This is a genomic window from Fundidesulfovibrio putealis DSM 16056, from assembly GCF_000429325.1.
Taxonomy (GTDB): domain Bacteria; phylum Desulfobacterota; class Desulfovibrionia; order Desulfovibrionales; family Desulfovibrionaceae; genus Fundidesulfovibrio; species Fundidesulfovibrio putealis.
In genome coordinates, this window is the sequence record NZ_KE386885.1 from 379,088 (window position 1) to 399,218 (window position 20,131).

Annotated in this window: 14 protein-coding genes; 6 read left to right on the forward strand and 8 right to left on the reverse strand. The window is 62.2% G+C overall.

Annotation, left to right across the window (positions count from 1 at the left end; translation table 11 throughout):
- Positions 1-67: 67 nt before the first annotated feature.
- From G453_RS0118510 to topA, 4 genes are all read right to left on the reverse strand, one after another.
- Complete coding sequence (locus tag G453_RS0118510) at positions 68-1,546, reverse strand: MBOAT family O-acyltransferase (RefSeq protein WP_027192229.1); 1,479 nt, start codon at positions 1,544-1,546, stop codon at positions 68-70.
- 71 nt (positions 1,547-1,617) lie between these two features.
- A complete protein-coding gene (locus tag G453_RS0118515) occupies positions 1,618-2,580 on the reverse strand; it encodes a hypothetical protein (RefSeq protein WP_027192230.1) in 963 nt (320 codons plus the stop codon).
- Between the two features lie 17 nt (positions 2,581-2,597).
- The gene (locus tag G453_RS28210; protein ID WP_156921010.1) at positions 2,598-3,800 is read right to left on the reverse strand and encodes a hypothetical protein; all 1,203 of its coding nucleotides are present in this window, start codon (positions 3,798-3,800) and stop codon (positions 2,598-2,600) included.
- A 96-nt stretch (positions 3,801-3,896) separates the two neighbouring features.
- A complete protein-coding gene (topA, locus tag G453_RS0118525; RefSeq protein WP_027192232.1) occupies positions 3,897-6,137 on the reverse strand; it encodes a type I DNA topoisomerase in 2,241 nt (746 codons plus the stop codon).
- Positions 6,138-6,224: 87 nt separating this feature from the next.
- On the opposite strand from topA, the gene era reads away from it, so the two are divergent.
- The 5 genes from era to G453_RS26725 all read left to right on the forward strand — a co-directional run bounded on the left by era (position 6,225) and on the right by G453_RS26725 (position 12,857).
- Complete coding sequence (gene era / locus G453_RS0118530) at positions 6,225-7,142, forward strand: GTPase Era (protein WP_027192233.1); 918 nt, start codon at positions 6,225-6,227, stop codon at positions 7,140-7,142.
- A gap of 312 nt (positions 7,143-7,454) precedes the next feature.
- Complete coding sequence (gene hisG, locus G453_RS0118535) at positions 7,455-8,333, forward strand: ATP phosphoribosyltransferase (RefSeq protein ID WP_027192234.1); 879 nt, start codon at positions 7,455-7,457, stop codon at positions 8,331-8,333.
- A 60-nt stretch (positions 8,334-8,393) separates the two neighbouring features.
- The gene (locus G453_RS0118540; protein WP_027192235.1) at positions 8,394-10,151 is read left to right on the forward strand and encodes a glycosyltransferase family 39 protein; all 1,758 of its coding nucleotides are present in this window, start codon (positions 8,394-8,396) and stop codon (positions 10,149-10,151) included.
- A gap of 652 nt (positions 10,152-10,803) precedes the next feature.
- Complete coding sequence (locus tag G453_RS0118545; RefSeq protein WP_235731804.1) at positions 10,804-11,202, forward strand: response regulator; 399 nt, start codon at positions 10,804-10,806, stop codon at positions 11,200-11,202.
- 20 nt (positions 11,203-11,222) lie between these two features.
- Positions 11,223-12,857 (forward strand): chemotaxis protein CheA, encoded by a 1,635-nt coding sequence (locus tag G453_RS26725; protein ID WP_027192237.1) that lies wholly within the window; start codon positions 11,223-11,225, stop codon positions 12,855-12,857.
- A gap of 132 nt (positions 12,858-12,989) precedes the next feature.
- Here G453_RS26725 and G453_RS25175 read toward each other — a convergent pair whose 3' ends face one another.
- The 4 genes from G453_RS25175 to cadR all read right to left on the reverse strand — a co-directional run bounded on the left by G453_RS25175 (position 12,990) and on the right by cadR (position 17,744).
- Complete coding sequence (locus G453_RS25175) at positions 12,990-13,988, reverse strand: sensor domain-containing diguanylate cyclase (protein ID WP_051272616.1); 999 nt, start codon at positions 13,986-13,988, stop codon at positions 12,990-12,992.
- Complete coding sequence (locus G453_RS0118560) at positions 13,985-14,599, reverse strand: hypothetical protein (protein WP_027192238.1); 615 nt, start codon at positions 14,597-14,599, stop codon at positions 13,985-13,987. Before G453_RS0118560 ends, G453_RS25175 begins: the two co-directional genes overlap by 4 nt.
- A 181-nt stretch (positions 14,600-14,780) precedes the next feature.
- Positions 14,781-17,042: an ATP-binding protein gene (locus G453_RS26730; protein WP_084502545.1), complete on the reverse strand. Its 2,262-nt coding sequence runs from the start codon at positions 17,040-17,042 to the stop codon at positions 14,781-14,783.
- A 246-nt stretch (positions 17,043-17,288) separates the two neighbouring features.
- Positions 17,289-17,744, reverse strand: coding sequence for a Cd(II)/Pb(II)-responsive transcriptional regulator (cadR, locus tag G453_RS0118570; protein ID WP_027192239.1), 456 nt, complete (start codon positions 17,742-17,744; stop codon positions 17,289-17,291).
- A gap of 151 nt (positions 17,745-17,895) precedes the next feature.
- On the opposite strand from cadR, the gene G453_RS0118575 reads away from it, so the two are divergent.
- Positions 17,896-20,085 carry a heavy metal translocating P-type ATPase gene (locus G453_RS0118575; RefSeq protein ID WP_027192240.1) on the forward strand — a complete coding sequence of 730 codons (2,190 nt, stop codon included), beginning with the start codon at positions 17,896-17,898 and terminating at the stop codon, positions 20,083-20,085.
- Positions 20,086-20,131: the final 46 nt, after the last annotated feature.

Below are 20,131 nucleotides of genomic sequence, written 5' to 3' on the forward strand. Positions count from 1 at the left end.
TGTAACAGATTGCAGCAGTGATGAATTCAAAGTGTAATTTCGTCCAAGCCAAACACGTCAGACAGATCTAAAACTGGAAGTACAGAAACTCTGCATTGCTCCCAAGAGAAATTGTAACATAACAAAAGATCAAAACCGTTATGATCGCGTAGAAGGGGGTCGGCTTCCACGAAATGAAAGATTGACCAGTCCATGTTGCGCGCTCGGAAAGATAGTTTTCAATGCATGGCTTGAATTTACACATGATTTGTTGCGTGTTGGGGAAGAACCAGGCCACCAGACAACATATTACGATGATGAGCGTCGCGCGCGGATCAAAGCTTCCAATGTCACTGGTAATCACAAACATTGATTTATAATAGGTTGTCATGGCTTGAAGGTCTACAGCCCTGAAGGGGACCCAGGCCAGACAAACGAGTAAGAACGTCGAAAGACGGGCAAATGCAAGAGAGTATGCCCCGATTGATGCGGGTTTTGTTGACTCCCAAGCGTGGGTGGCTACCAGGAGGAGGCCATGGACACCTCCCCACACCACGAAAGTCCACCCGGCCCCGTGCCAGAGCCCTGCCAGCAGCATGGTGATCAACAGATTGATGTACTGATGGGCGCGCCCTTTCCGGTTCCCTCCCAGCGGGATGTAAATGCATTCCCTCAGGAACCAGGAGAGGGTGATGTGCCATCGCCGCCAGAAGTCAACGATCGACGTGGCTTTGTACGGAGAGTTGAAGTTTACGGGTAATTCGATTTTGAAGAGCAGTCCCAGGCCGATGGCCATGTCCGAGTATCCGGAAAAGTCGAAATAGATCTGGAAGGCGTAGGCCAAGCAGCCGGTCCAGGAGCTTATAAGAGAGATCACATGCCCGTCGGCCACAGCTTGAAAAGCTTGGCTGGCGTAAGGGGCGAGGTTGTCTGCTATGATGACCTTTTTGAACAAGCCTAAAGTGAGCCATGTGAATCCGGTAGCCAGGTAAACTGGGGAATATGTGAAGAATGCTCTGGAATACAGCTGTTTGAGAATATGCTTGTACTTTATTATTGGGCCGGCAATGAGGTGCGGAAAAAAAGTGACACAGAAGAGGTATTTTCTGAATGAGAAAAGCGTCACATCTTTCGACATCAAGTCTTTGAGGAAAATGATCTGCTGGAAAGTAAAAAAAGAAATTCCAAGAGGAAGAGCGATGTCGTGTACTTCGGAATGAATGCCAAAATGTGAGAGGATGTCCCGCAGGAAGAAATTCGTATACTTGTAGTAAGACAAGACAGCCAGATTTGTGATGACTCCAAACGCGAAATAATACCTTGGGCCTTTCTCAGTGTTTTTGTGGTTGTGGTGAGCATGGATTGCTTTGGCCACCAGATAGTTGAAGAGAACGGAAAGAGAGATGATCGCAGTGTTTGTGATGTCAAACCAGCTGTAAAAGATCAGTGAGCACCCGATGACCCACCATTCCAGCCAGTGCCTGCCCAACCTGTCTGACAACAGAACAAAGGGCGTAAGCGCGAACGGGAGGAATACGAAAAGAAAAACATATGAATTGAAGAGCATAGCGAAGGTCTCAGCTGTCGGAGGTTGCTGGCTCCGCCTGGATGGCCTCAAGCGTAAGCATGATTGCTACGTTACTTTCCTGCATTAGGGGTCAATTTATGAGTGGTGAGTTCGAGTCGCTTGAATGCAACCGCGTATTGGTTCGGGTCGTCAGGTGCAAACACGATGCTTTTGTAGTTCCAATCAGCATACGCTATGGAGAGCGTGTTTAGCCCTTGCACACCTTTGAAGGTGAATGTCAGCTCTGAATTTGCCTGAGGCCAGGGGGCAGGGTGTTCGATAGTGAAGGATTGAAGTGCCCCGTTGCCGTTGAAGGTCACGGTTTGTCCGGCAATAGGATTGTGGATCGTGCAAGAGACTGTGACTTCAAGAGGTTTATGTAGGACAAACGCGATCAATGTCTTGGGTCCCAGGCCCCAGCACCAATGAAGTGCACCATCTCTTTCAGGGGGCAACAGTCCGCCGACCTTGAAGTGAGGAGGAAGGATATGGCCTGGGCTGGCAAGGTCTACGGTAAATTGCGACTGACGCTCCAGTTCAATTTTTTTGAAATGTAAGCTGACTGCGGAATCGACAGCGAAGTATATTCCAGCCACTAGCACAATTCCAACGAGATACACCGCAAGGGCGCGCATTCTGTAGCTGTTTAAGTGGCGTGCCGTTGTCCATGCGCGAAGTGCCTGCCGAGCCCAAAGTTTTAGCGTGGAAATCGTTTCTGGCATCGACAACCGAATGTTGTCGTCGTGGTGGTTGAGCAGTCTTTGCGCGAACGTTCTTGCTTCGAGTTCGTGCTTGTTGTTCCCCATGCCCACGAGGTGAGGCGCTTGGCCATGGTCTGCATCAAGTCTCGCCCCAAATGTGATCCCCAGTTCGCCGAGTTCCACCGCCTTGATTGTTGCCTGGTCGAGTTCGTCACAGTCCAACAATGCCTGCAACTCGGATGCTGCGTTAAGCAATGACTCAAGTGTCTTTTGTCGCTCCAGGTACCCTTGGCGAAGTTCTGGTGGGGCGAAGAGTGTGAGCAGAGGGTGCATGGCGCGCTTCATTCTCGCTATTGAGCGGTATTCCGAAGACGTTGAGGCTGGCTGAAAAGCATGTTGAAGTAGGCTGAGTTCTTAGAAGAGTGCAGTTCTCGTTCCCGGTGCAGATCGGACAGGCGGTTTTCTATATTTTCAGATGTGAGTAAAACGCCAAAATCTTGTACAGAGGAAGTCCCTGTGAGTACTGTTTCGAGCATGATACTCCCTACTATTCTTTTGTAGTGAAATGGATCAGCGTAGTACTCGTTGGGTGTATACTTATTATTGTCGTTATAAACCTGGGTTGTCGTGATCGAATTGTACCCGGAGAAATCCCACAAGACAAAAAGCGGGCTTGGCAAGCTGGCGTTAGCGGTGGCTATCATGGTGGCCAACGCTCTTTCCCATTGGAAGTAGTGGGTCCAGAGGTTGTGCTTCTTAAAGATGTCGAGCATTATCGAGTGCACTGGGCTTATAAAAAAGTACACTTGGATATTCTCTTGCATGCAATACATTAAAAAAGAGTGAAAATATTCCAGGGAAGAAGGTTTTCCCTGTGATCCGGAAAAAGAGTAATTCTGGTAATAACTGAGCACGCCAGGATAAAACGACAAGAAGATTTTTCCCTGGGCTTCTTGCGGAGTTGTTGTTGCTGTGGGTGCGCCATGTGCAATTGATGCGGTCTGAATACTCCCCTTGAGGCTGTTGATGCTGAGTTCTGTTGTCCCAGAAGCGAACATTTGTCGTAAGACGTCATTGATGAGCGTTAAATCTGACTTCCCAGGAACATTCAGAAGACGTTCTTCGTCCGCAGGGTTGAACACGCCCCCTGTCATGTTGAACCCAAAGAAATCGAGTCCAAAAACGATGCGTTTGACAGGGCGGATTCTGTTGGCGTGGCGCACCAGATTTACAAGCCATGGGAAATACGCATGAGGCGTACTGACATTGATGCAATCAGCGTTGAGTTCAGGTGCGATGGCTGTGACATCCTCGCAAAAAATGGCCTGAACACGCGAAGATCCAACGATCAAAGTATCGTAACTCTTTGCAAATAATCGATATGGCTCTGTTATGTGAGCTCTCTCGTTTTTATAGTCGTTGATGCCTTTGATGACAGGGGTTCTGAAAATGTTATATGGATCGATTAGTATGTTGAATCCGCCAAGAATCGCAAGACAGAAGGATAACAAGAGAGCTACTACTGCAAGGTAGCGGGTGTATCGAGATTTCACGATAAGGTCACCTCAGAGCGATATGCCTGTAGGCGTCGGGCAAGAGGTGTCTCTTGCCCGAATCAATATGATAGGAAAACGTTGCTCAGTGCCGGATCACAACTTCCGATATTTACACGTCTTCACCGGGCAGGCCAGGTGTTCGCCGTGGGTCTTGGTGGTCTTGCGCACCAGGATGGGCGAGTCGCACTCGGGGCAGGGTTCCAGCACGGGCCAGTCCCACACCGCCATGTCGCAGTTGGGGTACTTGGAGCAGGAGTAGAACAGCTTGCCGAAGCGCGAGCTCTTCTCCACCAGTTCGCCGTCGCAGCCCTCGCGGGGGCAGGCCACGCCCGTGGTGAAGGGCTTGGTGTACTTGCACTTGGGGTAGCCCGAGCAGGCGATGAAGCGGCTGCCGGTGCGGGCCTTCTTCAGGTGCAGGTCCTTGCCGCATTCGGGGCAGGTGCCCACAACCTCGGGCGGAACCTCGGCGGGTTTTTCCGCGAAGGAGTACTTGCCCTCTTCGTCGCGGGTGAAGTTGGAGGTGGACTTGCACTCCGGGTAGCCCGAGCAGGCCAGGAACTCGCCATTGCGCCCGAACTTCACCATCATGGGCTTGCCGCAGGCGGGGCAGGGGAGGCCGGAGTCCAGCACCTGCTTCTCCATGTCCTTGGCGGCCTTTTCCAGGGCCGGGTAGAACCCAGCCGTGAACTCGGCCAACAGCACGTGCCAGTCCTTCTGTCCCTCGGCCACCTGGTCCAGGGCTTCTTCCATGCCCGCGGTGAAGCCCACGTCCATGATGGTCTGGAAGTGCTCCGAGAGCTTGTCGGACACGATGGTGCCGAGCTCCGTGGGGGCGAAGTGCTTCTCTTCCATGCGGGTGTAGTCGCGGTCGATGAGCGTGGAGATGATGGCCGCGTAGGTGGAGGGGCGTCCGATGCCCTTCTCTTCCAGCTCGCGCACCAACGACGCTTCCGTGTAGCGCGGCGGCGGCTGGGTGAACTTCTGCTCCTTGCGGATCTCCAGAAGCTTCAGGATTTGGTCCTTGGTGAGCGGCGGCAGGGCCTTGGATGCTCCGCCTTCCTCCTCGGTATCCTGCCCGTAGACCTTCAGGTAGCCGGGGAAGATGAGACGCTCGCCCTTGGCCTTGAATTCGGCGCCCGCGCACTCGATGACAGCCGCCGTGTCCCAGAACTTGGCCACGGCCATCTGAGAGGCCACGAAGCGCTCCCAGACCAGCTTGTAGACCTGGAACTGGTCCTTGGGCAGAAGCCCGGCCACGTCCTTGGGCGTGATGTTCACGTCGATGGGGCGGATGGCTTCGTGCGCGTCCTGGGCTCCGGCCTTGGTCTTGAAGTGGCGGGCCTTGTCGGGGTAGTATTCCTGGCCCAGCGTCTCCACGATGTACGCCTTGGCCGCGTCGCGCGCTTCGTCGGCGATGCGCGTGGAGTCGGTACGCATGTAGGTAATGAGCGCCGTGGTGCCGCGCTCGGCCAGCTCCACGCCTTCGTAGAGCTTCTGGGCCGCGCCCATGGTCTTCTTGGCTGCGTAGCCCAGGCGCTGGTTGGCGGCCTGCTGCAAGGTGGAGGTGATGAAGGGCGGCGGCGGGGACTTCTTGCGCTCCTTCTCGGCCACGGAGGTGACCACGAAGGGCTGGCCCTGAAGCTGCGCGGACAGGGCCTCGGCGGCCTCGGCGCTGCCGATGTGGGCCTTCTTGCCCCCGACCTTGGCCAGTTCGGCCTCGAAGGGCGGCGGGGCCGAGCCCTCCAGGCGGGCGCGGAACAGCCAGTACTCCTCGGGCTTGAAGGCCAGGCGCTCCTTCTCGCGGTCCACGACGATTTTCAGCGCCACGGACTGCACGCGTCCGGCGCTGATGCCCTTGCGGACCTTTTTCCAGAGCAGCGGCGAAATCTTGTAGCCCACCAGGCGGTCCAGGATGCGGCGCGCCTGCTGGGATTCGAAGAGCTTCTCGTTGATCGGGCGCGGATGTTCAAGCGCTTCGCGCACGGCCTTGGCCGTGATCTCGTTGAACTGGATGCGCACGATGTCCGAGTTGGTCTCTTTGAGAATCTCGGCGATGTGCCAGGCGATGGCCTCCCCCTCGCGGTCGGGGTCGGGGGCCAGGAAGATGGTCTTGGCCTTGGCCGCCACCTTGGTGAGCTGGTCCACCACCTTCTGTTTGCCGGGAATGACCCCGTATTGCGGCTCAAAGCCGTTGGCTTCGTCCACACCCAATTTTTTCTGGGGCAGATCGCGTACGTGACCAACCGAAGCTTCCACGTAGAATTTTTCTCCGAGGAACTTCTTGATGGTCTTTACCTTGGCCGGGGACTCGACAATTATGAGGTCTTTCGCCATGACAGGGCGGCTATAGCCATCGTCAAGCACTAAGGCAAGGGGGCAAGGCCTCCGGCCACGCAAATTCAACACACGGAGGGCACACACGTGAACGCCACTCGTTTCGGCCATGTGGCCCTGATCGGACCCCCCAACGCGGGCAAGTCCACATTATTGAACGCACTTCTGGGACAGAAGCTGGCCATCGTCAGCCCCAAGCCCCAGACCACCCGCAACCGCCTGGCGGGAATCCTGAACGTCGAGGACGCGCAGATCGTCCTGCTCGATACTCCCGGAGTGCACATCCCGCGCGGCTCGCGCCTGAACAGCCGCCTGGTGGAGGCCGCCTGGCACGCACTGGCCGAGGCCCAGGCCATTGTCATCGTGCTGGACGCGATTTTTTATTCGAAAAAGCCCGACATGCTGGAAAACGACATCAAGCTGCTCTCGCGGCCTGTGGAGCGCTCCGGCCTGCCGGTGATCATCGCCCTGAACAAGACCGACGCCATGCCGGACATGCCCTCCCTGCTGCCGGTGATGGCGCGCCTGGGCGAAGCCTGGCCCGGAGCGGCCATCGTGCCGGTGTCGGCGCTCAAGAAAAAGGGCCTGGACGAACTGACCAAGGTCATGGTCTCGCACCTGCCCGAGGGCGCGGCCTACTACCCCGAGGACCAGCTCTCCACCGCGCCCATGCGCTTTCTGGCCTCGGAGATCATCCGCGAGAAGCTCTTCCTTCAGCTCTCGCAGGAGCTGCCCTACAACACCGCCGTGGCCATAGAGCACTGGCAGGAGACCGCCAAGGGCGCGCGCATAAGCGCCGTGATCTACGTCTCGCGCGACCGCCACAAGGGCATGGTGATCGGCAAGGGCGGCGCGGTGCTCAAGGAAGTGGGCACCAAGGCCCGCCACGACATCATGGAGCTGACCGGGGCGCCCGTGCACCTGGAGCTTTTCGTGAAGGTGCGCGAGGACTGGACCGAAGACGAGTTCTTCCTGAACGAGCTCGGCGAAGAGCACGGATCGTAAGGCAGGAAGATGCCTCCGGCGGCCAGGGGGAGAAGCCTCCCCCTGGACCCGGCTATTAGCTTCGCATCTGAATCCGACGACGTTGTCGATTCACGACGCGAAGCTACCTGAAAGTTTTTGAAGGAGAGTCCAGAGAGGAAACTTTTTTCAAAAAGTTTCCTCTCTGGCCGCCGGAGGCATCTCCCGTTCCCATCTTAGCTTTCCGTTCCTGTAACAGGACCGCCGCTTGCAAACCGCTTCAAAGCGGGCTACCAAGCCCGCTCATCACTTTTGTACATATCCCGCAAATCGGGAGCATATAGGAGGCCGTCGATGTCCACTCCCAAACTGAAATTGGGAATCCCCAAGGGGTCTTTGCAGGAAGCCACGATCAAGCTGTTCGACAAGTCCGGCTGGAAGATCAAGGAGCATCACCGCAACTACTTCCCCGAGATCGACGACGACGAGATCACCTGTTCCATGTGCCGCGCCCAGGAGATGAGCCGCTACGTCGAGACCGGCCTTCTGGACTGCGGCCTGACCGGCAAGGACTGGATCCTGGAGAACGAGTCCGACGTGGAGATCGTGGCCGACCTGATCTATTCCAAGGTCAGCTCGCGTCCGGCCCGCTGGGTTCTGGCCGTGGCCGGGGACTCCCCCTTCAAGCGCCCCGAGGACCTTCAGGGCAAGCGCATCTCCACCGAGCTCACGGGTTATACCAAACGCTACTTCCAACAGGCTGGCGTGGACGTCGACGTCGAGTTCTCCTGGGGCGCCACCGAGGCCAAGGTCGTCGAGGGACTGGCCGACGCCATCGTGGAAGTCACCGAGACCGGCACCACCATCAAGGCCCACGGCCTGCGCATCATCGCCGAAGTGCTGGTGACCAACACCCAGTTCATCGCCAACAAGAAGGCCTGGGCCGACCCCTGGAAGCGCCGCAAGATCGAGAACATGATCATGATGCTCCAGGGAGCGCTGCGCGCCGAGAAGCTCGTGGGCCTGAAGATGAACGTGCCCAGCGCCGCCAAGGATTCCGTGCTGGCCCAGCTGCCGAGCCTCAACTCCCCCACCGTGGCCCACCTGCTCAACTCGGACTGGCTGTCCGTGGAGATCGTGGTGGCCGAGGCCGTAGTGCGCGACCTGATCCCCAAGCTCAAGGACGCCGGAGCCGAGGGGATCATCGAGTACGCGCTGAACAAAGTCGTCTAGACCGGCATGGCGGACGTTTCAGGTGCCCCTTTCACGTCAACGTGGAAGGGGCGTTTGTGCTTGTGGGCCATCCTGGCCGTGGCTGCGGCGCTTCGGCTGTGGCGGCTGGAGATCCCTTCACTGTGGTTCGACGAGATCCTGGTGGCCATGGTGGCCAAGCTGCCGGTCGCGACCATCGTTCACAGATCCCTGACCGAAGATTTCCATCCGCCCCTTTTTTACCTGCTGGCAAAGGCCGTTGGTGAGGTCGGACTATCCGAAGCGGTTCTTCGTCTTCCCCTGGTCGTTTTCGGGGTGGCCGGGGTGTGGCTGTCCTGGCGGGCCGGCCGGGAGCTTCTTTCCGAGCGGGCCGGGCTGTTGCTGGCCGCCGTCGTCACCCTTCAGCCCTGGCATCTGCTCCTGTCACGCCAGCTGAGGCCCTATGCGGTCATCTTCTTCTTCAGCCTGCTGGCTTTCCTTTTCCTGTACCGGGCGCTCCGGGACGGCCGCAGGCGGGACTTCGTGCTGGCCGCATTCTCGCTCTGGCCTCCGCTTCTTTTGCATTTCTCTGGGCTTCTGGTCATGGGAGGCGCCGGACTCCTGACGCTGTGCGCTTGGGCCAGGGGACGGGCCACCCGGTCGAACGTCGCCTGGTTCAGCCTGACCTGCCTGGGTGCGGTGGCCCTGGCGCTTCCGTTCCTCTGGATGCTCTTCACCCGTGAAAGCGCCATAAGCGGGGCGCAGGGGTACGGCACCGTGGCCAGGGTCTGCCTGGACAAGCTCAAGGAACTGCTGACCCGGGAGAACTTTCCGGATGTCCGGCTCGGCCTCGCAGCCTTGTCGCTCTGGGGATGGATCGGCCTTCTGCGAACCAACCGCCTGCTCGCGCTGACGTCGCTGGGCTGGTTCGTATTTCCCCTGGCCGCTTTGGTGGCCGCCCGCTACAGCACCTACTTCAACCCCTGGCACCTGATGTTCCTCTTGCCTGTGCTGCTCCTCTGGCAGACCCACGGCATCAGGATGCTCGTCGGGGACCGTGCGCTGCCCTGGTGTGCCCTGGCGCTGCTGGGGGCGGGCCTGGGCGTGTACGTGACCAGCGGGGAGAAGCACTACTATTCTGGCGACAGCCATAACGGGGAATACCGGCAGCAGGCTCAGGCCCTTCTCGGGAGCGGTTCTTCCGCAACGGTCTTCGTGTACCCGGAGAGCGGCATCCTGAGCCCGCTCAACTGGTACCTGGACCAGTTCGCGCAGCCCAACCCGGTGCGCGCCCAACGCCTTGGCCCGCAGGACGCGACGGCCCGGGTCGCGGTTCCGGGGACCGGCCAGCCGGAGTGGAGCATCGCGCGCACCCCGGTGATCCCAATGGAGAGCCTGCCCTACCGGCACAGAGTGACTTCCCGTCCCGAGGACCTGCTGGCCCAGGTCAACCGGCTGGAGTATCTCGCCTGCCAGCCCGTGCTGGAGGAAATCCTCATCGCCACCCAAGCCGGGAGGACGGGCTTCGCCGAGTTCGTGTTCGAAGCCGGTCCCGCCCTGCTGGCCGCCCCGGAGAAGCTCGTCATCGTGCACTTCGGGTATTCCAACCGCCTGCCCGGCAACCGCTTCGCGGTGTCCTGCCGCTTCGACGGCGAGCCCTGGGCCGCCGCGTTCGAGAGCCTGGGGCCGGACACGCGCGGGCACGACAAGCTGGAACTGCGCCGGGCCGAACCCTTCGAGCGCCTGACCGTGCGCCTGGAACTCCTGCGCGACGGGCGCTCCCCCGCGTTCACCGGCGAGGACCTGGAAGCCGTTCGGTTCCTTGATTTCAAAATTGAGGTCCGGGCGGAAAATAATTGATGTGTTCTCCCTTGCCACCGAGCGAAGGGTGTTTACTTTCTTTCTTACGAGCGAACGGACAGCGGACTTGGCCAACCTGAAAAGGAGGGACACCCGAACCGCTTCCGCAGCAGGGCCGCGAGGCCCACGCAGTCGGGAGGAGAAAAACCTCCGGGAACTGCGGGGACAAGCCCGCAAGCCCGGACCAGGCGCACCAGAGGTGGCCTGAGACTCCCGGCCCCGGTTTTTCGGCAGGCACTGGACTCAGTCAACCGAGCAACCAACCTGATACGGAGTGCAGGTAGACTCCAAGGATTCCGGGCGCGAGCCTGAGGAAACCCCGTCTGATGACGGCCCGTCAGGTTCCAGGTCGATTGAAACAGCCCGGTAGGGTTCTTCGGAAAGGCACTGGACACCGTCAACCGTTCAACCAAACCGAAACGCCTCCGGCAAGCGCCTCATGCGCAAGCCAGTTCTTTGCCCCCCTCCCCCTTGGGAGGGGGGCTTCTTGTTTTGTATTGTCCGCGAGCCCGCCGGACGCCACGGGTGACGACCTCGCAGAAAGCGCATGCGTTGGGTACAACATGCTAAAATGATGTTGTTTGTCCGGAGACGCATGCGCACGTGTCACCGGGTTCGACCCGCGCGGTTTCCGTTGCCGCCCGGAGCCGGGATGCGTACCATGCCCCGAAACGACGTGAGCGAGGTTTTCATGGCTTTGGTTCTCATTGCCGACGATTCCATGTTCCAGCGCTTCGTGCTGGGAAAGATCGTCTCCAGCCTGGGTCATCAGACCCTGGATGCAGCCGACGGAAGGCAGCTTGTCGAACTGGTGCGTGAGCGGCGGCCCGATCTCGTCCTCATGGACATCAACATGCCGGAGCTTTCCGGCATCCAGGTCCTGGAGTTGTTCCGGGACCAGGGCCTGGAGGTCAGGACGGTGGTTGTCACGGCAGACATCCAGCACACCACCAGGGCCAGATGCCTGGAGCTGGGCGTGGCCCAGGTGCTGAACAAGCCCCTGGACGAGGACGTGGTGCGAGACCTCCTGGCCGGGCTTCTTCCCGCCTGACGCGCGCAGCCCCCACGGACATGACCGACGCAGCCCTGTTGGAAATATTCCGGGTGAGCACCCTGGATCAGCTGGCCCGTGCGGAAGCCGCCGCCCTGGCCCTGGAGCGTGCGTCTCCCGAGGAAGTCACGTCGGGCATGGAGGCGGTGTTCCGCTGCATCCATACCGTCAAGGGCGACGCGGCCACGCTCCAGTTCGACGGCCTGGCCGGGTGCTGCCACGAGCTGGAGACCGCCCTGGACGGCCTGCGCGGGAGGGACGAGCGCCCCGCCCCCGAAGTGGTCGGGAGCCTGCTGGCGGCCATAGACTGCCTGCGGGAGGGCCTTGACGATCCGGCCTCTTCTTTCATTCCGGGCATTCCGGGCATCCCTGGCGCGCTTGACCCCATCGAGTCCCTGAAGGGCCTGCTGGGCCGGATATCCCAGGCGACCCTGGGCGCGCAGCCCCCGCAGTGCGCACCCCCCGAATCTTCTCCGCCGAACGCGGTGGCCGACACGCCGGAGCTTGGCTACAGCGTGCGGGCCGCGCATCTGGACACACTCCTGGAGAACCTGAGCGAACTGATGACCACCCGTGAGGCCCTGGCCGCCCAGGCACGGTCCGAAGGGCGCTTCGACTACCTGCACTTCGCCGTGGAGCTGGAGCGCCAGCTGGCCCTGCTTGGGCAGTCCATCCTGTCCATGCGCCTGTTGTCCCTCCAGGCGGTGATCCCCAAGTACCGCAGGCTGGTGCGCGATCTGGCGGCACAGTCCGGCAAGGAGATCGATTTCCAGGTCAGCGGCGAGATGTTCGAACTGGACAAGACGCTCATCGAAAAGCTCAACACCCCGCTGGTGCACCTGCTGCGAAACGCGGTGCGCCACGGCGTGGAGCCTCCCGCAGACAGGCTGCGCGCGGGAAAGCCCTCCACCGGCGTAATCCGCCTGGACGCCTGGCAGGACGGCCCCGAGATCGTGCTCAAGGTGAGCGACGACGGCGCGGGCATCGACACCGCCGCCGTCCTGGCCAAGGCCGTGCAGGCCGGGTTGGTGGAGTCTGGCGATAAACCGGACGAGGCCGGGCTGCTGGCCATGGTGTTCACGCCGGGGTTTTCCACGTCGCAGAGCGTGGACGGCGTGTCCGGGCGCGGGGTGGGGCTGGACGCGGTCAAGGACGGCATCGAGCGGCTTGGCGGCGAGGTACGCGTGGAGACCGTCCCTGGCCAGGGCTCGGCGTTCGTCCTGCGTGCGCCGCTTCCCCTCTCGCTGCTGGACTGCCTGCGGGTGGGCGTTGGCGGGGAGCGCTATTTCCTGCCCATCGAATGCGTGGAGCACTGCCTGGAGGGTTTCCCGGCCAGCGCGGGCGCAGGTCCGGTTTCAACCGTTCCCGTGCAGGGAGCCGTGTTGCCCTGTTTTCTGTTGAGCGGGTTGTTCGAGCTGTCCGCCGCGCAAATGAAGGCAGGGCATCTGGTGGTGGCCCGGCACGGCGGCGAGCGCTTCGTGCTGGCCGTGGACGAGGTGCTTGGGCTGGCCCAGGTTCTGGTCAAGCCGCTCAAGGGGCGGATGGTGGAGCAGGAGTGCTTCATCGGGGCCGCCCCGGACGAGGACGGCAGCATGAGCCTGATCATGGCTCCGGGGTTCTTCTCGAAGCTGGTGCGGCAGGGCGGGGCGGGCTAGCGTTGCGTCCTCAAAAGCCGTCCATGCGGATTTTCAAGACAAAGTCATAAGCCATTCATATACCCTAAAAAAACATATTCATGTTTTTCTAGTGTGGGATATTTGCGTTGCGATCCTGAAGTTCGGGCCTGGTTATTCAGGCAGGACACACTGGGAGCAGCTCCCGCCCGGAGCCTCCTCCAGGCGGTCGCGCCCGAGAAGCTTGGCCTGGTACATGGCCCGGTCCGCGCGCAGCAGGAAATCCTTCAGCTCCTCGTCCGGCTCGAGGCAGGCCAGGCCGATGCTGGCGGTCATCCTCAGCACGGAGCCGTCGTAGCGCACGGCCAGGTTGCGGATCGCCTTGAGGAGTCTTTCCCCCACCACCCGTGCGCCGTCCGGCGTCGTTTCGGGCATGATCACGCCGAACTCCTCGCCGCCGAGGCGTCCGATGTGGTCGACGTCGCGCAGGGCGCCCTGACAGACCGTGGCAAAGATCTTGAGCATCTCGTCGCCCGCCAGATGGCCCCAGGTGTCGTTCAGGCGCTTGAAGTGATCCAGGTCCAGGGCCATCAGGCAGAGCGTGTGCCCGTAGCGTCTGGCGCGCCGGATCTCGCGGCCCAGCAGCCCGAGGAAGGACCGCCGGTTGATGAGCCCCGTGAGCATGTCCCTGGTGGCCAGTTCCCGAAGCTTCAGTTCCACCTTTTTGCGCAGCCTGTTCTCGCGCTCGAGGTCTTTTCTCACGCGCAGGTTTTCGCGCAGCCGGGAGTGGATCTCCGTCACGTCCTGCAGGGAGAGCACCACGTGGGAGATGTCGCCGTCCGGTCCGCGCAGGCCGTAGGCCATGGAATGCTGGAGCCGCATGGATCCGTCGGGCAGGCGCGCCGGGATGAGGTGGTTGTGCAGGTGGTAGGAGAAGACGGCCGGAGGTGCGCCGTCGAACAGGTCCTTCAGGCGCGAGACCACCAGGGAGCGCCCCAGTTGCGGGAAGAGCTCCCCCGAGTCCCGGCCCAGGATGTCCTGGCGGGAAAAGCCGGTCCAGGACTCCAGGCAGGCGTTCCAGAAGCAGACGCGCAGCTGCCTGTCCAGCACCATGATGCCCATGGGCAGGCAGTCCATGTTCAGGAAGACGTTTTCACAACTGGACGGATTCATGCAGATGCGTTTCCGAGAAGGCGGTCCAGCGCGGCCAGCATGTCCTGGAAGGTGTCCACGTGGAAGAGGATCAGGATGTCGCCCTCGGCGGCTTCGTTCTCCAGCCGGAAGCGGGCCTTGATGAGCAGGACCACGCGGGCCGTCGTCTCGTCGGCGGCGAACAGGCCGCTCAAGCCGGTTTCGAAGTAGTCCGGGGGGAAATAGTCCACCGAGACCCCCAGGATGTTGACGATGGAGCCCATGATCCCGTTCAGGACGATGTTGCCGACCTCCTGGATGGTCCCGATGCGCAGGGAGTCCAGGTCCATGGAGGCGGCGCCCAGCTCCTGGCCGATCAGCTGGGAAACGAGCCAGGAGGCGGTGGGTTTGGGAAAGACCAGCCCCGTCCAGCCGGAGAACGCGCCCCGGAACGCCAGGCGCACCGTGGAGAGTATCTCCTGGCCGCTGCGCCCGAGGTATTCCGCCATGTCCTCGGCGCCCAGCAGCCGCACCTCGGGCAGCTCGAGCTGCACGTGGGTGCTGACCATTTGGTTGATCAGCCCGGCGGCCTTGCCGACGCCGATGTTGATCAGCTCCTTGAGGAGGTCGTGCTGTGCCGGGGTGATGTACATGGGGTGGTGCTCTGCCGCTTTGCGAATGCCGAGGCGCAAAGCGCTACCACGCCGAGGCCCGGAGTTCAATGCTCCTCTCAGGGAATTGTCCCTGGAAATGAAGTTTTGAGCTAAATATATGGAGCGGATACCGGAGTCGGTCTCCGCCTCATCCGGTCGGGTCCCTGACGCGGATTGCCGGCTACGCCTCCGCCTTCAGGGGCAGCCGGATGATGAAGGTGGTCCCCTGGCCGGGGGCGGACGCCACGTCGATGGTGCCGTGGTGGTGAGTGGAGACGATGAAGTAGGACACCGACAGCCCGAGCCCGGTCCCGGCCCCCACGGACTTGGTGGTGAAGAACGGCTCGAAGATGCGCTTGCGGGTCTCCTCGTCCAGGCCGGGGCCGTTGTCCTGTATCTCGATGCGCACGAAGTCGTTCTCCTGGCGGGTGCGCAGGGTGATCGTTGGGGCGTCCTGCCCTTCCTGTCCGGCCATGGCCTGGGCGGCGTTGCGCAGCAGGTTTATGACAACCTGCTCGATCTGCGACACGCTGCAGGGCACGAGTGGAATATCGGGCTGGTAGTCGCGCACGATCTGGATGCGGCGGAAATCGTATTTTTTCTTGAGGTTGTAGTCGTTGTTGCAGAGGGTCACGGCCATATCCAGTGCCTGGGCCATGTCCGCCTGGACCATTTCGGTCTCCTGGCGGCAGAAGGAGAGCATGTTCTGCACGATCTGGGAGGCGCGCGCGGCAGCGGTCCGCACCTCGTCCAGCAGCAGGACCACATCGCGTTCGCGCAGATAGCCGTGAATGTTATCCAGCGGGCATCCGGCCTTTTGCGCGGCGGTCCTGTTTACCGGGGTGTCCTCCTGGAGACGCTTCAGCACCACCTGGGTCCCCTGCAGGATGCCCCCAAGAGGGTTGTTGATCTCGTGGGCCATGCCCGCCGCCATTCCTCCCATGGAGATGATCTTCTCGTTGTGGACGATGGATTCCTGGAGGCGGCGGCGATCCGTGATGTCCGTGTGCGCTCCCGCCATGCGCACCACCTGTCCGGACTCGTCCTTGAGCGAGGCGCCCCTGCCGAGCACCCAACGGTAGCTGCCGTCCTTGTGCAGGAGGCGGTACTCCACCTCGAACCAGGGCACTTCGCCCCGCATGCACCGGCCGTTCTCCCGCATGACGCGCTCAAGGTCCGAGGGGTGGATGCGTTTTTCCCATTCCTCCACGTCGTCGGACATCTCGTCGGGCTGGTAGCCCAGGATGTTTTTGTAGCGCTCGGAGAAGTAGACCTCCCCGGTCTTCATGTCCCAGTCCCAGATGCCGTCGTTGGTCCCCCGGACGGCCAGGGCGTAGCGCTCTTCGCTGGCCTTGAGCTTTTCCTCGGCCCTGGCGCGCTCCTGCGCCATCTGGTCCAGCGCGCCTGCCAGCAGGCCGAATTCCCCTGCGTCGTGGTCGATCCCTGTGGGCTGGCTGAAGTCGCCCTTGCCGAAGCGGGCGGCCGCCTGCATCAGGCGGCTCACCGACGGGGCCAGCAGGAAACGGCTCGCCGTCCAGCAGAGTCCCAACGCCAGCACGGCGGCCAGGGCCGTCAGGGCGAGATTTCGCCTCAGGGCCGCAGTGGCTTCGGCGGTGACGATGCTTTCAGGCACGGCCACGAACACGTACATGTAGGGAGGCTCTTCCGGGTGCAGACGGAGTTTGGTGAATGCGGTGATGCGCCGGATGCCGTCGGAGCCCGCCCGGGTCACGTAGCCTGAATCCGTGGCGGAGGCCTGGGCGGCCTTCCAAACGCCCTGGGCGATGGGCACGCCAAGGGGTGTGTTCTCGTCCGGGGGCGTCCTGTAGATCCGGTTGCCGTTGCGGTCTGTCAGGCCGACGAAGGAGCCGGGGGAAAGCTGATCGAGTTTGTAGATGCGGTCGTACTGGTTGAGCTGAATCGCGCAGGTCAGCACGCAGAGCACCTCTCCGGACTGGCCCAGGACCGGCAGGGCAAAGGGGAACGAGGGAAGGCCCGAGGTCCTGCTGATGATGAACTCCCCGGAGGTGAACCGGCGCAGGCGTATGGCGTCCTGGAAGTGCTTACGGTCGGCGATGTTGAGGGTTCCGATGGGCAGGGACGAGGCCACGACATCCCCGTCGGGGTTCGCCACCAGGATGTTCGTGAAGGACGTGTTGTCCGCGTGGACTCGTTTCAACAAATCGGTGGCGCCTTTGGCGTCCAGGTTGCGTATCTCGGGCATGAGGGCCAGCGTGACCATAAGCTGCTTCGTGGACGTGGTGATGCGCTCCTGCATGGAGGCAAGGTTCGCGTTCAGAAGCAGGACGTTGTTCTCGGCCTTGCGCTGGAACGTGTCGCGGACTTCCCAGCCGGAGAAGAGGATGATCGCAAGGGAAGGGACTATGGAAATGATGACCAGAAAATACATGGTCGCCCAGATTGATTGAACTTTCCGCTGCATCGTAGCTGGCCTCTACTGGCGTTTGAAATGGCAGGCCCATCCCCGTGCTGACCGGATGCGTCGGGCGAAAGTAAGGAAGAATCGATCCCTCGTCGAGAAGAGAAAATACCGGGTCACGGGCGCACCGGCAGCCTCCGCCGGAGTGTGCGGGGGCGCGTCCGGCCCGGCCCTGGAGTCGCGCACGGCGACGTTGCGTCCGGCGGCCGGAGCGTCAAAGCCGCTACTGGTCGGGACGATGTCGTCGGGTCAGTGCGCTCCGCGCACATGCGGCCCGCCGGCCTGTGCGGTGCGGGCCTGGCAATCGGTATCCGGGCTCTCGGCCAGTTCGCGAAGGATCGCGCAGGAATCAACGGATTCGATGCGGCTGCACAGCCGCCTGAGCGACACCAGCTGCTCCTGCAGCTGGTGCAGCTGGGCGAGCCGCTCGGCCACGTGCTCGATGTGCTCGTCCAGGATGATGTTCACCTCGCCGCAGTCCTGGCCGGACATGCCCTTGAGCCGGAGCAGCGTGCCGATTTCGGCCAGGGACATCTCCAGGGCGCGGCAGTTGCGCACGAAGCACAGGGTCTCCAGGTGGGAGGCGTCGTAGAGCCGGTAGTTGTTGGCGCCGCGCTCGGGCCGGGGCAGCAAGCCCTCGCGTTCGTAGTAGCGCACCGTCTCCACGGTGCAGCCAGCCCGTTTGGCCAGGTCTCCAATCTTCATCGAAACCTCCGACGCGAAATGTCTTGACCCTGTAGTTACTCCAGGGTGTCTAGTTCTTCAAGGGGCGGGTCCGCCGCGCGACGAGGCGGCCATCCAGATCGTTCGGATGGCTCCGGCCCGGTCATAAAGCCCGCAATCCCGAAGGAATACCATGAGCTCTCTGACGTTTCGCGTAAAGGACATGGACTGCGCAGATGAAATCGCCATACTCACCCGGGCGCTCCTGCCCCTGGTGGGGGAGGAGTCCAGGCTCGGTTTCGACATCATGGCGCGCAGGCTGAAGGTTGACGCCACCGGCCTTCTGGTGGGCGAGAAACAGATAACCAAGGCCATCGAGGCCACGGGGATGAAGGCTGAGCCAGTGGCCGAGGCCATCGGAGCCTGCGCCTGCTGCGGTGGCTCGTGCTCCGAAAGGGGCAGCTTCTGGGAGCGCCGGGGGCGCGAGGTGCTCTGCGCTGTCAGCGGGCTTCTCTGGGCCGCAGGACTTGGCCTGATGATGGCGGAGCACGGCTCCGCGCTGGCCGCGTTCCGGGAGAGCGCCTCCGCGCCGCTGGCCGCCAAGGCCCTGTGGATTCTGGCGGCGCTGTGCGGCGTGTGGCACGTGCTGCCCAAGGCCGCCTATTCGCTGCGCACGCTCCGGCCAGACATGAACCTGCTCATGGTGCTGGCCGTGTCCGGGGCAATGGTCATCGGTGAATACTCCGAAGGGGCCTCCGTAGCCTTCCTGTTCGCCCTGGCCAACCAGCTGGAGGCCTGGAGCGTGGGCCGCGCCCGCAATGCGGTCCAGGCGCTCATGAGCCTGGCCCCGGACAAGGCGCTGGTGCTCGCGCCGCTTACGACCACCCCGGTGGAGACGCCGGTGGAGGCCGTGCCCGCCGGAACGCGCATCCTGGTGCGGCCCGGCGACCGCATCCCCCTGGACGGCGTGGTGCGCTCGGGCGCTTCCGCCGTGGACCAGTCGCCCATTACCGGCGAGTCCATGCCCGTGGCCAAGGCGGCCGGGGACGAGGTCTTCGCGGGCACGATAAACGCCGAGGGCGCGCTGGAGGTGGAGACCACCCGGCCCGCGTCCCAGTCCACCCTGGCCCGCATCATGCGCATGGTGGAGGACGCCCAGTCCAGGCGCGCCAAGGCCGTGCAATGGGTGGAGAAGTTCGCCGCCGTGTACACGCCGGTGATGGTTGGAGTCTCGTTGCTGTTCGCTGTGGTTCCGCCGCTCTTTTTCGGCGGGGCCTGGGACAAGTGGTTCTACGAGGCGCTGGTGATCCTGGTGATCTCCTGCCCGTGCGCCCTGGTGATCTCCACCCCGGTGAGCATCGTGGCGGCCCTGGCCTCGGCGGCCCGCAATGGCGTGCTGGTCAAGGGCGGGGTGTTTCTGGAGGTGCCGGCCACGCTTACCGCGCTGGCCCTGGACAAGACCGGGACGCTCACCCACGGCAGGCCCTCCGTCACCGGCGTGATCTCCCTGAACGGCACGACCGAGCAGGAGTTGCTGGGCATCGCGGCGGCCCTGGAGTCGCGCAGCAGCCATCCCGTGGCCCAGGCCGTGATGCGCCACGCCGCCGCCAATGGCGTGTCTTTGGCCCAGGTGGAGGACGCCCAGGCCAGGCCGGGGCTTGGCGCGCAGGGCGTCATCGGCGGAGCGGCGCACTTCATCGGCAACCTGCGCTTCCTGGAGGAATCCGGCAACGCACCCGGCACGCCCGAGCTTGCGCAGGCCCTGGAGCGTCTCGACCGCTCCGCCGCCACCGTGGTGCTGGTGTGGACCGGGGGCAGGGTGCTTGGGCTCATGGCCGTGGAGGACAAGGTGCGCCCGCAGGCTAAGGCCGCGCTGGCGGAGCTTCAGAGCCTGGGCGTGGACTCCATCGTCATGCTCACCGGGGACAACGCCAGGACCGCCGCGAAGATCGCCGCGCAGACCGGGGTGACCGGGTACCGCTCTGATCTTATGCCCGAGGACAAGACCCGCGTGGTGGAGGAGATGGTGGCATCAGGCAGGCGGGTGGGCATGGTGGGCGACGGAGTGAATGACGCCCCGGCCCTGGCCGCCTCGCACCTGGGCATCGCCATGGGCTCCATCGGCACGGACGTGGCCATCGAGACCGCCGACGTGGCGCTCATGTCCGACGACCTCTCCAAGCTGCCCTGGCTCATCCGGCACTCGCGCCGCACCATGGGGGTCATCAAGGCCAACATCTGGTTCGCCCTGGGGATCAAGGGGGTGTTCCTGGCCATGGCCGTGTTCCAGGTGGCCACGCTCTGGACCGCGATCCTGGCGGACCTGGGCACGTCGCTGCTGGTGATCTTCAATGGGCTGCGCCTGTTGCAGATCAGGCGTTAGGGTCGAGCAAGCACAATGAGGGCATGCGGCTTCCGGGCTTGGCCTG